The organism is Microbacterium sp. che218 (genome assembly GCF_040436305.1).
Taxonomy (GTDB): Bacteria; Actinomycetota; Actinomycetes; order Actinomycetales; family Microbacteriaceae; genus Microbacterium; species Microbacterium algihabitans.
Genome location: NZ_AP031501.1, coordinates 288,259 through 302,248, shown reverse-complemented (window position 1 = coordinate 302,248; position 13,990 = coordinate 288,259). Strand labels below are relative to the sequence as shown.

Genomic DNA, 13,990 nt, shown 5'->3' with positions numbered 1-13,990 from the left:
CCTCACGCACTCGAGGTCGAGGTCGCGTCACCGTCGTTTCTGACAGTGCGGGCAGAAGTGGCTCGAGCGGTTCATGAACGACACCCGCACGATCGGCCGCCCGCATCGCGGACACGGCTGACCCGTGCGGCCGTAGGCGTTGAGGGAGTGCGCGAAGTAGCCCGCCTGACCGTTGACGTTGACGTACTGCGCGTCGAAACTCGTGCCGCCCTCGGCGAGGGCCTTCTCGAGCACCGCCTGCACCTCTCCGAGCAGTCTATTGACCGCCCGGGTCGGCAGATCGCGCGCCGAGGTCTCGGGGTGGATGCGCGCCGCCCACAGCGACTCGTCGGCGTAGATGTTGCCGATGCCGCTGGCCGCCGTCTGATCCAGCAGCACGCGTTTGATGCCGGATGCCGTGCGTGCGAGACGCGCGCGGAAGCGCGTCGCGCTGAATGCGGGGTCGAGGGGGTCGCGACCGATGTGCGCGACCTGCGTGGGAACCCGCGCGAGCGCGGATCCCCGGCCGCCCGCCGCCCCGTCGGGGGTGTCGACGAGACGGTCGATCGCGAGCGAGCCGAAGGTGCGCTGATCGGCGAAGACGACCGAGAGTGCGCCGTGCTCCGGGTGTTCGAGCTCGATGCGGATGCGCTCGTGCCGTTCCTCGGGGGACCCGGGCAGGCGCAGCAGCATCTGACCGCTCATGCCGAGGTGGGTGACGATCGCCTCGTCGTCGCCGACCGGCATCCACAAGAACTTGCCGCGCCGCACGGCCGATGCGATGCGCCGGCCGGTCAGCTCCGCCTCGAAGTGCGCCGCTCCTCCGGTGTGCCGGGTCAGAGCGCGCTCATCGCGCACGTCGACCGACGAGATGAGGGCGCCCGTGACGGCGGGTTCGAGACCCGCGCGTACGACCTCGACCTCGGGGAGCTCAGGCACGCGCGTCGAGCTCGCGCCACGCGGTGAGGGCGGCGGCCATCTCGGCTTGCTTCTTGCTCGACCCCTCGCCCGTGGTCGAGACGTCGCCCACCGTGACGGTCGCCGTGAATCGGCGGTCGTGGTCGGGGCCGGTCGCCTCGACTCCGTACAGCGGCGCCGCCAGTCCGAGACGCGCGGCGATCTCCTGCAGGCTCGTCTTCGGGTCCATCGCGGCGCCGTAGCGCTCGGGGTCGGCCATGAGCGGTTCGACCAGACGCAGGACCATCGCGGATGCGGCATCCGGACCCGCCGAGAGGAAGGTCGCGCCGATCAGGGCTTCCATGGTGTCGGCGAGGATCGAGTCCTTGTCGCGGCCGCCGGTGAGGACTTCGCCGCGGCCGAGCCGGATGTGCGCCCCGAGGCCGATCGTCCGCGCGATCTCGGCGAGGGCGACCGTCGACACGACGCTCGCGCGCCGCTTGGCGAGGCTTCCTTCATCGAGATCCGGATGCCGGGTGAACAGACGCACCGTGACGGCCTGGCCCAGCACCGAGTCGCCCAGGAATTCCAGGCGTTCGTTGTGCGGGATGCCGCCGTTCTCGTAAGCGAACGAGCGGTGCGTCAGAGCGAGTGAAAGAAGCTCGGGGTCGATGTCGACCCCGAGCTTCTCGGTGAGCGCTGCGCGCTCGACGTTGTTACGCGTCACGAATCGCCGATCAGACGTCGGCGACCTTGCGGCCCTTGTACTCGAGGAAGAGCTCGGTGCCCTGCGAGTCGGTGACGACCTTCGCCTGGTGGGGGCGGCTGTAGACGACCTTGCCGTTCTCGATGGTCTTGACCAGCGCGGGGGCTTCAGCCTTCCACTGCGCACGACGCGAGCGGGTGTTGGAGCGGGAGACCTTCCGCTTCGGGGGGTTACCTGCCATGACTAGCTCTTCTCTGTCTTGGGGGCGGCGCGGAGCGCATCGCCGTCGTCTGGGGTGTACTGCTGGAGCGCTGCCCACCGGGGATCGGCGGGCGTCTGCTCCGTGTTGCCGGGGCTTTCCGTCAGCCTCTCGCCCGTGTTCGGGTCGAGCCCGGGGCAGTCCGGCTGACACACCGGCTGGAACGGAAGCGACAGGACAATGGCATCCCGGACCAGATTTTCAAGATCCACGTGGTCGTCTTGAACGTCGTAGTCGCTCGCTTCATCCCCAGGATACGCGAAAAGTTCCTGGAACTCGACTTCGACAGGCTCGGTGATGTCGATCAGGCAGCGTCCGCACACGCCCGTGGCGGTGGTGTCGACGGTGCCCGAGACGAGGATGCCCTCGTGCACCGACTCGAGACGCACGTCGAGCTCGAGCGTTTCGCCCTCCGGGATGGAGAGCAGCCCCTCGCCCCACTTCTCGGGGGTGGCGAGGTCGAGGCTGTGCTCGCGCATCTCGCCCGGGTGGTGCTCGATGTCGCGCACGGGGAGCTGGAAGGGTCCGGGTCGGTGGGTTCTCACGGTCGTCAATGCTACCGGCGGGCGCCTGAACGGGGGCCGGGCGGCACGCGGGGGCGAACGCCGGGCGGATCGCCCGGCCCGCAGCGGCGCCTCAGATGCCGCGGGCGCCGGTGTCGAGGAAGCGGGCGACGGCCGGCGGCACGTAGGGCGACACGTCTCCGCCGAGTCCCGCGACCTGGCGCACGAGCGAGCTCGAGACGAGGGCGTGTGCGGGATCCGGCAGCAGGAACACCGTCTCGACGTGCGCGAGGTCGCGGTTGACGATCGCCATGGGCGTCTCGTAGGCCACGTCGACCTGCGAGCGGATGCCCTTGACCAGCACCTTCGCCCCCACATCGGTGGCGTAGTCGACGAGCAGGCCCATGCTCCACGCGGCGACGATCACGTCGCCCTCGACGCCCGCCTCCGAGATCGACTGCTCGAGCAGAAGCTGCCGCTGGGCGATGGGCAGCATCGCCTCTTTGCCGGGGTTGTGCACCACGAGCACGTGCAACTGGTCGAACAGACCGGCGGCACGACGGATGACGTCGAGGTGACCGAGCGTGGGCGGGTCGAACGAGCCGGGCACGACGGCGATCCGGGGATCCATGTCGCCAGCCTACCGATCGCTCCGGCCGAGGCGGCGGGCGCTCAGGACTTCGCCAGCGCGGCGCGCTCCTCGACCCCGACTCGGCGTTCGAGGGCGGCGGCGAGGGCCGGATGCCGCTGCAGAGCCGGGTCGTCGGCGAGAAGCTTCTCGCCCTCGGCGCGGGCCTCGACGATGAGCTCGGAGTCGGTGATGACCCGCAGCAGCTTGAGCGACGAGCGCGCCCCCGACTGCGCACCACCGAGCACATCGCCCTCTCCGCGCAGTTCGAGGTCGACCTCGGCCAGCGCGAAGCCGTCGAGGGTCGCGGCGACGGCCTCGACCCGCGAGCGCGCCGAGGTTCCGGGCGCGGCCTCGGTCACGAGCAGGCAGAGCCCCGGCAGGCCCCCTCGACCGACGCGGCCGCGCAACTGGTGCAGCTGCGACACGCCGAACCGGTCAGCCTCGAGGATCACCATCGTCGAGGCGTTGGGCACGTCGACGCCGACCTCGATGACGGTCGTCGCGATGAGCACGTCGATGTCGCCGCGGGCGAAGGCCTGCATGACGGCGTCCTTCTCGTCGGCCGACATCTTTCCGTGCAGGATCTGGGTATGGATGCCGCGGAAGGCGGGCAACTGCGACAGCAGGGCCTCGACCTGCACGACGCCCCAGCGCGTGCGCGCTCCCTCGGCGGCGGTCGGAGCGGGCGCATCGGGCGCGTCGGCGGGTTCGTCGCTCTTTCCGTCGGCCACCTGATCGGCGTCGATCGCGGGGCACACCACGAAGGCCTGTCGTCCGAGCGCGACCTCTTCGGTCACGCGATCCCACACCCGGGCGAACCAGCCGGGCTTCTCGGCGAGAGGGGCGACGAACGACTGGATGCCCGCGCGACCGGCCGGCATGGTGCGGATGGTCGAGACGTCGAGGTCGCCGAACACCGTCATGGCCACCGTGCGCGGAATGGGCGTCGCGGTGAGCACCAGGGTGTGCGGAGAGTCGCCCTTGGAGCGCAGGGCCTCGCGCTGATCGACGCCGAAGCGGTGCTGTTCGTCGACCACCACGAAACCGAGATCGGCGAAGGTCGTCGTGGCGCTCAGCAGGGCGTGGGTCCCGACGACGATGCGCGCCTGGCCCGACGCGACGCGCAGTGCCGCCTTGCGACGCTCGGCCGCGGGCATCTGCCCCGTCAGCAGCGTCGGCATGAGCTCGGGTGCGAGCTCGGGACCCAGCATCCGCGCGATCGACCGCAGGTGCTGACCCGCCAGCACCTCGGTGGGCGCGATGAGCGCGGACTGCCCGCCCGACTCGGCGACCTGCAGCATCGCCCTCAGCGCCACCAGCGTCTTGCCCGAGCCGACCTCGCCCTGCACGAGACGGTTCATCGGCCAATCGGCCACGAGGTCGGTCTGCAGTTGCGCCCCGACGGTCTGCTGGTCGGGGGTCAGCTCGAACGGGAGGATCGCGTCGAACCGTTCGAGCAGTCCGCCCGCGGCGGCCGGCCTCTTGGTCGCCGACAGCGCGCGCACGAACTGCCGCTGCTGCAGCAGGGCCGTCTGCAGCACGAACGCCTCTTGCATGCGCAGCGTCTGCACCGCGGGAGGGATGTCGTCGTCGTGCTGCGGGCGGTGGATGCTCTCGAGCGCCGCACGCGCGGGGAGCAGCCCGCGCCGGGCGCGGAGGCTCTCGGGGAGCGGATCGTCGATGTCGTCGAGCCCGTCGAGCACGAGCGAGATGGTCTTCTGCACGAGGGTGCTGGGCACCGAGCTCGTCGCCGGATAGATCGGGATCGGCCGCTTCGCCGTGACCTCGGCCTCGGCGCGGGCTTCGGCGAGGTCGTCGAACAGCTCGTAGTCGGGGTTGGTCAGCTGCGTCTGGCGGCGGTACTCGCCGACCTTGCCCGAGAAGATGCCTCGTCGCCCGGGAGTGAGGTCTTTCAGCCGCCACGGCTGGTTGAAATACGTCAGCGACATGCGCCCGTCGCCGTCGCTGATGACGACCTCGAGCAGGGATCCGCGCCGGTTCTGCATGCGGCGCTCGCTCGCGCTGACCACCTCGGCCACGATCGTGACGGGTTCGCCCAGCGGCAGAGAGGCGATGGGCGTGAGCTCGCCGCGTCGTGCGTACCGCCGCGGATAGTGCTCGAGCAGCTCGCCCACGGTCTTCACGCCGAACGCCTTGTCGAACGCGGTCGCCGTCTTGCCGCCGATGGCGCCGTCGAGGCGCGAGGCGAGCGAGAATCCGGGCATGCTCCGAGTCTAGGCAGGGCCTCCGACACCGGCGGCCCGCCCGGCGGCGACGGCGCCCGGACCCTAGGCTGGGACGGTGACGCGCATCATCTCCGGCCGCGCCGGCGGCACCGTTCTCGACGTCCCCCCGAAGGGCACGCGGCCCACCAGCGACCGCGTCCGCGAGTCGTTGTTCGGCGCACTCGAATCGGCCGGGCTCCTCGACGACGCGCGCGTGGCCGACCTCTACGCCGGATCCGGGGCCCTGGGGCTCGAGAGCCTCAGCCGCGGCGCGGCGTCCGCCGACCTCGTGGAGCTGTCCGCCCCCGCCGCGACGCTCATCCGCAAGAACGCCGACCGTCTGCGCACCGCCGGCGTGAGCGCCCCCGCGCGCGTGCACCGGGCGAACGTCACGACCTGGCTCACGGCATCCGTCGCCGAATTCGACCTGGTGTTCCTCGACCCGCCCTACGACGTCGGCGACGACGAGCTCACGCGCGCCCTGGTCGCCCTCGCTCCGCGGCTGAGTCCGGATGCCACGGTGATCGTCGAACGCGCGAAGCGCTCCCCCGCGCCCGACTGGGCCGCCGCGGGCCTCGACGCCGACCGCGACCGCGCCTACGGCGACACGACGATGTGGTGGGGGCGCCCCGCCTGACTCAGCCGCGCCCGGCGTCCCAGTCGCGGTAGGGGTCCCAGCCGCCGCGACCGGTCCAGGCGCGTCCGTCGACCGTGACCGCCTCCGCGCCGCGCGGCTCGACCGTGCCGACGCGGCGACCGAGGGGCGCGGCGTCGGCGGGGAAGGTCACGAGAAAGCCGTGGTCCTCTCCCCCGTCGAGCGCGAGGCCCGGGTCGTCTCCCAGCGTCGCGCTGTCGAACGCGATCGTGACGTCGGAGGCATCGGCCAGGCGCGTCGCGTCGAGCACGAGTCCGTCGGAGACGTCCATCATGGCCGTGGCTCCGGATGCCGCGGCCTCCAGCGCTTCGGCGATGGGTGGGCGCGGCCGGAGCTGACGCGACAGAGCGCGGGCCTCGGCCGAGTCGAGCAGCGCCGGATCGACCGGGACCGGGGCCCCCTCGGCATCCGTGAACCGTCGGAACAGCACCTCGAGCCCGCGCGCGGCCTCACCCAGCTCGCCGATCACGTAGACGCCGTCGCCCGCTCGCGCGCCCGAGCGGCGCACCGGTTCGCGGCCATCGAGGCTGCCGAGCGCCGTGACCGCGATCGTGAGGGTGTCCGACACGGTGAGGTCGCCGCCCTCGACCGCGCAGCCGGGAGCGAGCTCCGCGCAGGCGGCGGCGAGGCCGTCAGCGAAACCGCGCACGAACGACACGGGAGTGGCATCCGGCATCGCGAGCGCCACGAGCAGGGCGATCGGGCGCGCCCCCATCGCCGCGACGTCGGAGAGGTTCACCGCCGCCGCCTTGAACCCGAGGTCGAAGGGCTTCGACCACGCCAGGCGGAAATCGGGCCCGTGCACGAGCGTGTCGGTGGTTGCGACCACCCGCCCGTCGGGCACCGCCAGCACGGCGGCATCGTCGCCCGGCCCCACCGGCGCGGTCGAGGGCGGAAGGCGGTCGAGGATGCCGCGCAGGATCTGCCCCTCGGACAGCTCCCCCACAGTCGTTGCACGGGTGGTCTCGGCGTCGGTCACCTCCCCACGCTATTAGCCTGGAGGGGTGCCCCGCTCCTCCCGCTCCCTCGCGCTCGTTGCCGCCCTCGTCCTTCTCCCGGGACTCGCGGCGTGCAGCACGACGGTCGCGATGGAACCGGCGAAGCAGGCGAACGACCCCGCCTGCGCCGCCGTCATCTCGCGCCTGCCCGACCAGATCTCGGGCCAGCAGCGCCGGTGGACCGACGCGCAGTCGACAGGCGCGTGGGGCGACCCCGCCGCGATCCTCATGACGTGCGGCCTCGAGACCCCCGGCCCGTCCACCCTTCCGTGCCGCCCGTTCGACGGCGTCGACTGGCTCGTCGACGAATCGCAGGCCGACCAGAATCGCTACACGCTGACGACCTTCGGGCGCAGTCCCGCGATCCAGGTCTACCTCGACTACGAAGAGGCGAGCAGTGCCGACGTGGCCCAAGCCCTCGGCCCGCTGATCAGCCAGTACCTGCCGTCGACGGGTGCCGTGTGCACCTCGGCATCCGACACAACCCCGTCTCCGACGCCCTGATCCCGCGCGTCAGGCCTTGACGAGGGCCGCGTCGAGCAGGTCGCTGATGAGGTCGGGGTACGACAGGCCCGAAGCGATCCAGCAGGTCGGGAACATCGAGATCGGCGTGAACCCGGGCATGGTGTTGACCTCGTTCACGTAGAACTCGGTGCCGGTGTAGAAGAAGTCGACGCGCGCGAGGCCCTGGCCGCCGATCGCCTCGAACGCCTGAGCGGCGATCCGCTGCATCTCGGCGAGCTCGCCGTCGCGCAGGTCGGCGGGGCACACGAGCTCGACGCCCGCAGCCCCGAGGTATTTCGCCTCGAAGTCGTAGAACTCCCGGCCGGTCACGACGATCTCGCCGGCGACGCTGACGCGCACCGGTCCGCCGTCACGCCCGGGGAGCACGCCGCACTCCACCTCGCGGCCGACGATCGCCTTCTCGACGAGCACCAGGCCGTCTTCGGCGAAGGCGGTGTCGAGCGCGGCGTCGAGGTCGTCCCACTGCGACACCTTCGTGACGCCGACGCTGGAGCCGGCCTCGTTCGGCTTGACGAACACGGGCAGGTCGAGCGCGCGGATGCGGCGCTCCCACAGGGCACGGTCGCGGGCGAGGTCGGCGCGAGTCACCGCGACCCACGGCACCACGGGCACGTTCGCGGCGCGCAGCACCTGCTTGGTCACGTGCTTGTTCATGCCGATCGCCGACATGAGCACTCCCCCGCCGGCGTACGGGATGCCGAGCAGCTCGAGCAGCCCCTGCACGGTGCCGTCCTCACCGAAGCGGCCGTGCAGGATCGGCAGCACGACGTCGACGTCTCCGAGGGAGCGGGTGCCCTCGGCATCCGTCACCGTCCACTCGCGCGAGAGCGTCGAGTCGGGCAGGCGCACGCGCGTGCCGTTGTCGCGCACCTCGGGCAGCGCGTCGGGGATCAGCGCGAACTTGTCGGGATCGTCGTCTTCGAGCACGAAGGCGCCGTCGCGCGTGATGCCGACCGGGATGACCCGGAAGCGGTCACGGTCGATCGCCCGCAGCACCCCGCCCGCCGTGGCGGAACTGATCGAATGCTCGCTGGAGCGCCCGCCGAAGAGCACCACCACCACCGGTTTGGTCATTCTGCGTCCTCTCGCCCTGCGGCTGGTCGTCGTCTGTCGTCAGGTGCGGTGCGATGTCGCGCGGGTCCATTGTCCCGTCGAGCACCATCTTGACCTGCTGCACGATGGGCATGTCGACGCCGACCTGCTTCGCGAGCTGCAGGACGGGGGCGACGGATGCCAAGCCCTCCGCGGTCTGCTGCATCTGGGCCACGACCTCTTTGTAGCCGTACCCCTGGCCGAGCAGGCGCCCGGCGGTGTTGTTGCGGCTGAGCGGCGACTGGCACGTCGCGATGAGGTCGCCGAGGCCCGCGAGGCCCTGCAGCGTCTCGGGCTGGGCGCCCTGCGCGACGGCGAAGTCGGTCATCTCGACGAGACCGCGCGTGATGATCGAGGCCTTCGTGTTCTCGCCGTAGCCGACGCCGTCGACGATGCCGATCGCGACGGCGATGAGGTTCTTCAGCACGCCGCCGAACTCGGTGCCGATCACGTCGGTGTTCACGAACGAGCGGAAGTACCTGTTGCGCGCGCGGCGGGCCACGGCCTCGGCCGTCTCGGGGCTCAGCGAGCTGATGACCGCCGCGGTCGGCTGCTCGCGCGCGATCTCGAGGGCGAGGTTGGGGCCGGATGCCACGGCGATGCGCGCCGGGTCGCACTCCAGCACCTGTTCGATGACCTGACTCATGCGCAGGCCGGTCGACTTCTCGACGCCCTTCATCAGTGAGACGAGCGGCACGTCGGTGTGCTCGACGAGCGGACGGATGGCCGCGAGGTTCTCGCGCAGCGACTGGCTCGGCACCGACAGGAAGATCTGCTCGGCGCCGTTCAGCGCCTCGGCGAGATCGGTCGTGGCGGTCATGGTCCGCGGAAGGTTGATGCCCGAGAGGTAGCGACTGTTGCGCTTGGACTCGGTGATCTCGGCGGCCAGTTCGGGGCGGCGCGCCCACATCACGACCGAGGCCCCGCCGTCGGCGAGGATCTTGCCGAACGTCGTGCCCCAGCTGCCCGCGCCGACGACGGCGACCTTGGGCCCGGTGGTGGGCACGACCGCCTTACGCGTCAAGGCGGCCCGTCTCGTTCTGCCCGTGCTGCGACGGGTTCCAGCGCTCGGTCGGAGCGGGAAGGCCCCGGATGCCGGCGAGCATCTCGGTGATGCGGTTCATCATCGCGTCGGTGGCCTTGGCCAGCGTGGCGGGCTGGGTCGCCGTCGCGGTGTACTCGCTGAGGTCCATCGCGGGTCCGATCTCGACGATCACGTGCGAGCGACGCGGGAACTTCAGCTTGCCGTAGCGCGGGAGGATCTGCTGCACGCCCCACTGCGCCATCGGAATGAGCGGCAGGTCGGCGGCGAGAGCGAGGCGCACGGCGCCGGTCTTGCCGCGCATGGGCCACAGCTCGGGATCGCGCGTGAGGGTTCCCTCGGCATACACGATGACGCCGCGGCCGTCGCTCGCGATCTGCTGCGCGGCCTTCATCGACTGGTTCGCGCTCGTGGAGGTGCGCGGCACGGGCACCATCCCGGTGGCCTTCAAGGCGGCCCCGAGGACGGGGACCTTGAACAGGCTCTCTTTCGCCATGAACCGCGGAGCGCGCCCGAGACGCCACACCGCGACCGCCACGATGACCGGATCGAACTCCGAGTTGTGGTTCGGAGCGATGACGTACGCGCCCTCGCGCGGGAGGTTCTCGGCCCCGCGGATCTCGATGCGGGCGAACAGGCCCGTGATGGGCACGATGATCGCCGCGAGCGGCCAGAAGGCGCTCGGCTTCGTCTTCTCGGGCGAGGCGGCCACGGATCAGCCCACGACGTCGAAGTCGGCGTCGAGAGCGGTCAGCTTCTCGAGGAACTTCTCGTAGCCGCGGCGGATGATGCCGATGTTGCGCACCGTCGACTCGCCCTCGGCGGCCAGGGCCGCGATGACGTAGCTGTAGCCGCCGCGCAGGTCGGGCACCTCGACGTCGGCGCCGTGCAGCGGCGTCGGGCCGTTGATGACGGCGGCCTGCTCGAGCGAACGACGCGGGACGCGGCGGTCGGGGCTCGAGATGCCCTTCGGATGCACGGTGATGTCGGCGCCCATCTTGTTGAGGGCCTCGGTGAAGCCGAGACGGTTCTCGTACACCGTCTCGTGCACCGTCGAGGTGCCGGGCGCCTGCGTCAGGGCGACGATGAGCGGCTGCTGCCAGTCCGTCATGAAGCCGGGGTGCACGTCGGTCTCGACCATGACGGGCTTGAGCGCGTCGCCGCGGCGGAAGAGGATGCCGTCTTCGCGCACGTCGAACCATCCGCCGGCCTTGCGGAAGACGTTGAGGAAGGTCAGCATGTCCTGCTGGCGCGCGCCCTTGGCGAAGATCTCGCCGTCGGTCGCGAGCGCGGCGCAGGCCCATGACGCGGCCTCGTTGCGGTCGAAGATCGCGCGGTGGTCGTAGCCGACGAGCTTGTCGACGCCCTCGATGAAGATGACGCGGTTGGGCTCGTACGAGATGATCGCGCCCATCTTCTGCAGCACGGCGATGAGATCCATGATCTCGGGCTCGATCGCGGCGTTGCGCAGCTCGGTCACGCCCTTCGCGCGGACGGCCGTGAGCAGCACCTGCTCGGTCGCGCCGACGCTGGGGTACGGCAGCTCGATCGAGGCGCCGTGCAGGCCGTTGGGCGCCGTGATGCGGATGCCCTCGTAGCTCTTGTCGACGACGGCGCCGAAGGCGCGCAGGGCGTCCATGTGGAAGTTGATCGGTCGGTCGCCGATGCGGCATCCGCCGAGGTCGGGGATGAGCGCCTCACCCAGGAGGTGCAGCAGCGGGCCGCAGAAGAGGATCGGGATGCGCGACGCGCCCGCGTGGGCGTCGATCTCTTCGAAGTGCGCGGCGACGGCGCCCGAGGGGTCGAGGTGGAGCGTGCCCTCCTCGTCGCCCTCGGTCACCGTGACGCCGTGGACCTCCAGGAGCGAGCGGACGACCTTGACGTCGCTGATCATCGGCACGTCGCGCAGCGTGCTCGTGGTCTCGCCCAGGAGCGCGGCCACCATGGCCTTCGTCACCAGGTTCTTCGCGCCCTTGACCTCGACGGTTCCGCGCAGGGGCCGGCCGCCGCGGATCGCGAGGGTCTCGGCCGCCTCCCAGTCCGGCTGTCCGGGGTTCTGGTCTCCGGAATCGGTGACGAGTGTGCTCATGGGGGGTGGACCTCACTTCGTGGACGAGGGGCGGCAGATCGACCCGATCGGGTCGATCGGGCTCAGCGGACCGGAAGGGTCTGCGGCCGCCATGCCTCGCGGCGCGCCTCGAACTGCGTGATCTTGTCTTCGTCACGCAGCGTGAGCCCGATGTCGTCGAGCCCTTCGAGAAGCCGCCACCTAGTGTAATCGTCGATCTCGAAAGAGACCGTGAGGTCGCCGACCGTGGCGGTCTTCGCCTGCAGGTCGACGGTCATGTCGATGCCGGGGTTCGCCTCGAGGACGGCCCAGATCTGCTCGACCTCGTCTTCGGTGATCACGCCCGTGACCAGGCCCTGCTTGCCCGAGTTGCCGCGGAAGATGTCGGCGAACTTCGGGCTGAGCACGACGCGGAATCCGTAGTCGCGCAGCGCCCACACCGCGTGCTCGCGGCTCGATCCGGTCCCGAAGTCGGGGCCGGCGACGAGGACGGATGCCGAGCGGTAGGCGTCCTGATTGAGCACGAACCCGGGGTCTTGGCGCCAGTTCGAGAACAGGGCGTCTTCGAAGCCCGTCTTGGTGACGCGCTTGAGGAACACGGCGGGGATGATCTGGTCGGTGTCGACGGCCGACCGCTTCAGCGGGGCCGCGATTCCGGTGTGCGTGGCGAACTTCTCCATGTCAGGCCTCCGCCCCGGTCGAAACGGTCTCCGGCGCGTTCTGCCCGGGGAGGGGGTCGAGGTCGGCCGGGCTCGACAGCGTGCCGCGCACGGCGGTGGCCGCGGCGACGAGCGGCGACACGAGGTGCGTGCGACCGCCCTTGCCCTGGCGTCCTTCGAAGTTGCGGTTCGAGGTCGACGCGCAGCGCTCCCCGGGGGCGAGCTGGTCGGGGTTCATGCCCAGGCACATCGAGCACCCGGCGAAACGCCACTCGGCGCCGAAGTCGGTGAAGACCTTGTCGAGGCCCTCGGCCTCGGCTTCGAGGCGCACGCGTGCCGAACCCGGCACGACCATCACGCGGACGTTCTCCGCCTTGGTGCGCCCCTCGATGACCGAGGCGAAGGCGCGGAGGTCTTCGATGCGGCTGTTCGTGCAGGAACCCATGAACACGGCATCCACCGGGATGTCCTTCATCGGGGTGCCGGCCTGCAGATCCATGTACTCGAGCGCCCGCTCGGCGGCTGCGCGCTCGTTGGCGTCGACGATGTCGGCCGGGGTGGGAACGACGTCGCTCAGCGAGACGCCCTGGCCGGGGTTCGTGCCCCAGGTGACGAAGGGTTCGAGCTCGGCGGCGTCGAGGAACACCTCGGCGTCGTAGACGGCACCCTCATCGCTCGGCAGCGTGCGCCAGTAGGCGACCGCGTCGTCCCAGTCCTGACCTTGCGGCGCGTGGGGCTTGTCCTTGACGTACGCGAAGGTCGTCTCGTCGGGGGCGATCATGCCCGCGCGGGCGCCGGCCTCGATCGACATGTTGCACATCGTCATGCGCCCCTCCATCGAGAGGGAGCGGATCGCGCTGCCGCGGAACTCGAGCACGTAGCCCTGACCGCCGTTGGCGCCGATCTTGGCGATGATCGCGAGGATGATGTCCTTCGCCGTGACGCCGGGCTTCAGCTCGCCCTCGACGGTGATCGCCATCGTCTTGAAGGGCTTCAGCGGCAGCGTCTGCGTGGCGAGCACGTGCTCGACCTCGCTCGTGCCGATGCCGAACGCCATCGCGCCGAACGCGCCGTGGGTGGAGGTGTGCGAGTCGCCGCACACGACCGTGATGCCCGGCATGGTGAGGCCGAGCTGCGGGCCGACCACGTGGACGATGCCCTGCTCCTTGTCGCCCAGCGAGTGGATGCGCACGCCGAACTCCTCGGCGTTGCGGCGCAGCGTGTCGATCTGGGTGCGGCTGGTGAGGTCGGCGATCGGCTTGTCGATGTCGAGCGTCGGGGTGTTGTGGTCTTCGGTGGCGATCGTCAGATCGAGCCGGCGCACGGGGCGACCCTCGGCGCGCAGGCCGTCGAAGGCCTGGGGGCTGGTGACCTCGTGCACGAGGTGCAGGTCGATGTAGATGAGGTCGGGCTGACCGTTCTCGCCCTTGACGACGAGGTGGTCGTCCCAGACCTTCTCGGCCAGGGTGCGAGGGTTCTCGGGAATCGTGCTCATGTCTTGCGTTTCTCCTCGGAAGGGGGTGTGAGGCCCGCGACGAACTCCGCGACGAGAGAGGCCTAGGACAAGGTCTCGTCGCGGCCGCTAAGGAGGAGGCGAGCGATCCGCACGTCGTCACGATACCACCGGCGTCCGACACCCCTGCCGTCGGGAACGGATGCCGGATGCCGGGCCGGCGGTGTCACAGAGCGACGCACGTTTCGTCTCCCGGCGCCCGCGCGTGCGAATCTGGGCCGACCCGAAGGAAGGAGTG

15 protein-coding genes are annotated in these 13,990 nt (G+C 70.7%); 2 read left to right on the top strand and 13 right to left on the bottom strand.

Features of this window, described 5'->3' with window-relative positions; all coding sequences use genetic code 11:
• Positions 1-27: 27 nt before the first annotated feature.
• The 6 genes from mutM to ABXS86_RS01340 form a co-directional block, all read right to left on the bottom strand.
• The gene (mutM, locus tag ABXS86_RS01365; RefSeq protein ID WP_353665382.1) at positions 28-918 is read right to left on the bottom strand and encodes a bifunctional DNA-formamidopyrimidine glycosylase/DNA-(apurinic or apyrimidinic site) lyase; all 891 of its coding nucleotides are present in this window, start codon (positions 916-918) and stop codon (positions 28-30) included.
• Positions 911-1,603 carry a ribonuclease III gene (gene rnc / locus ABXS86_RS01360; protein WP_307211555.1) on the bottom strand — a complete coding sequence of 231 codons (693 nt, stop codon included), beginning with the start codon at positions 1,601-1,603 and terminating at the stop codon, positions 911-913. The genes mutM and rnc overlap by 8 nt, the downstream gene beginning before the upstream one ends.
• A 10-nt stretch (positions 1,604-1,613) precedes the next feature.
• Complete coding sequence (rpmF, locus tag ABXS86_RS01355; RefSeq protein ID WP_013586329.1) at positions 1,614-1,823, bottom strand: 50S ribosomal protein L32; 210 nt, start codon at positions 1,821-1,823, stop codon at positions 1,614-1,616.
• 2 nt (positions 1,824-1,825) lie between these two features.
• The gene (locus tag ABXS86_RS01350; protein WP_144835045.1) at positions 1,826-2,320 is read right to left on the bottom strand and encodes a YceD family protein; all 495 of its coding nucleotides are present in this window, start codon (positions 2,318-2,320) and stop codon (positions 1,826-1,828) included.
• Positions 2,321-2,477: 157 nt separating this feature from the next.
• A complete protein-coding gene (gene coaD, locus ABXS86_RS01345; protein WP_353665381.1) occupies positions 2,478-2,975 on the bottom strand; it encodes a pantetheine-phosphate adenylyltransferase in 498 nt (165 codons plus the stop codon).
• Between the two features lie 41 nt (positions 2,976-3,016).
• Positions 3,017-5,200 (bottom strand): ATP-dependent DNA helicase RecG, encoded by a 2,184-nt coding sequence (locus ABXS86_RS01340; RefSeq protein ID WP_353665380.1) that lies wholly within the window; start codon positions 5,198-5,200, stop codon positions 3,017-3,019.
• Between the two features lie 76 nt (positions 5,201-5,276).
• On the opposite strand from ABXS86_RS01340, the gene rsmD reads away from it, so the two are divergent.
• A complete protein-coding gene (rsmD, locus tag ABXS86_RS01335) occupies positions 5,277-5,837 on the top strand; it encodes a 16S rRNA (guanine(966)-N(2))-methyltransferase RsmD (RefSeq protein ID WP_353665379.1) in 561 nt (186 codons plus the stop codon).
• A gap of 1 nt (position 5,838) precedes the next feature.
• On the opposite strand, the gene thiL is transcribed toward rsmD, so the two are convergent.
• Positions 5,839-6,834 (bottom strand): thiamine-phosphate kinase, encoded by a 996-nt coding sequence (thiL, locus tag ABXS86_RS01330; protein WP_353665378.1) that lies wholly within the window; start codon positions 6,832-6,834, stop codon positions 5,839-5,841.
• 25 nt (positions 6,835-6,859) lie between these two features.
• Here thiL and ABXS86_RS01325 point away from each other — a divergent pair, with 25 nt between their 5' ends.
• The gene (locus ABXS86_RS01325) at positions 6,860-7,357 is read left to right on the top strand and encodes a DUF3515 family protein (protein WP_307211566.1); all 498 of its coding nucleotides are present in this window, start codon (positions 6,860-6,862) and stop codon (positions 7,355-7,357) included.
• Positions 7,358-7,366: 9 nt separating this feature from the next.
• On the opposite strand, the gene ABXS86_RS01320 is transcribed toward ABXS86_RS01325, so the two are convergent.
• The 6 genes from ABXS86_RS01320 to leuC all read right to left on the bottom strand — a co-directional run bounded on the left by ABXS86_RS01320 (position 7,367) and on the right by leuC (position 13,734).
• Positions 7,367-8,452 (bottom strand): D-alanine--D-alanine ligase family protein, encoded by a 1,086-nt coding sequence (locus ABXS86_RS01320; RefSeq protein ID WP_307211569.1) that lies wholly within the window; start codon positions 8,450-8,452, stop codon positions 7,367-7,369.
• Positions 8,352-9,494, bottom strand: a complete 1,143-nt coding sequence (locus ABXS86_RS01315) for an NAD(P)H-dependent glycerol-3-phosphate dehydrogenase (RefSeq protein WP_144834884.1) — start codon at positions 9,492-9,494, stop codon at positions 8,352-8,354. Before ABXS86_RS01315 ends, ABXS86_RS01320 begins: the two co-directional genes overlap by 101 nt.
• Positions 9,484-10,224 (bottom strand): lysophospholipid acyltransferase family protein, encoded by a 741-nt coding sequence (locus ABXS86_RS01310; RefSeq protein WP_230704758.1) that lies wholly within the window; start codon positions 10,222-10,224, stop codon positions 9,484-9,486. Before ABXS86_RS01310 ends, ABXS86_RS01315 begins: the two co-directional genes overlap by 11 nt.
• A gap of 3 nt (positions 10,225-10,227) precedes the next feature.
• Entirely contained in the window at positions 10,228-11,601 is a 1,374-nt protein-coding gene (gene murA, locus ABXS86_RS01305) for a UDP-N-acetylglucosamine 1-carboxyvinyltransferase (RefSeq protein ID WP_251506664.1), read from the bottom strand.
• A gap of 62 nt (positions 11,602-11,663) precedes the next feature.
• Positions 11,664-12,260 carry a 3-isopropylmalate dehydratase small subunit gene (gene leuD / locus ABXS86_RS01300; protein ID WP_353665377.1) on the bottom strand — a complete coding sequence of 199 codons (597 nt, stop codon included), beginning with the start codon at positions 12,258-12,260 and terminating at the stop codon, positions 11,664-11,666.
• 1 nt (position 12,261) lies between these two features.
• Complete coding sequence (gene leuC / locus ABXS86_RS01295; RefSeq protein WP_353665376.1) at positions 12,262-13,734, bottom strand: 3-isopropylmalate dehydratase large subunit; 1,473 nt, start codon at positions 13,732-13,734, stop codon at positions 12,262-12,264.
• Positions 13,735-13,990 lie beyond the last annotated feature (256 nt).

Coding starts and splice junctions, on each gene's coding strand:
- rpmF (WP_013586329.1), bottom strand. CDS start 1,823: ATGGCAGGTAACCCCCCGAAGCGGAAGGTCTCCCGCTCCAACACCCGC.
- ABXS86_RS01350 (WP_144835045.1), bottom strand. CDS start 2,320: ATGCGCGAGCACAGCCTCGACCTCGCCACCCCCGAGAAGTGGGGCGAG.
- coaD (WP_353665381.1), bottom strand. CDS start 2,975: ATGGATCCCCGGATCGCCGTCGTGCCCGGCTCGTTCGACCCGCCCACG.
- ABXS86_RS01340 (WP_353665380.1), bottom strand. CDS start 5,200: ATGCCCGGATTCTCGCTCGCCTCGCGCCTCGACGGCGCCATCGGCGGC.
- ABXS86_RS01320 (WP_307211569.1), bottom strand. CDS start 8,452: ATGACCAAACCGGTGGTGGTGGTGCTCTTCGGCGGGCGCTCCAGCGAG.
- murA (WP_251506664.1), bottom strand. CDS start 11,601: ATGAGCACACTCGTCACCGATTCCGGAGACCAGAACCCCGGACAGCCG.
- leuD (WP_353665377.1), bottom strand. CDS start 12,260: ATGGAGAAGTTCGCCACGCACACCGGAATCGCGGCCCCGCTGAAGCGG.
- leuC (WP_353665376.1), bottom strand. CDS start 13,734: ATGAGCACGATTCCCGAGAACCCTCGCACCCTGGCCGAGAAGGTCTGG.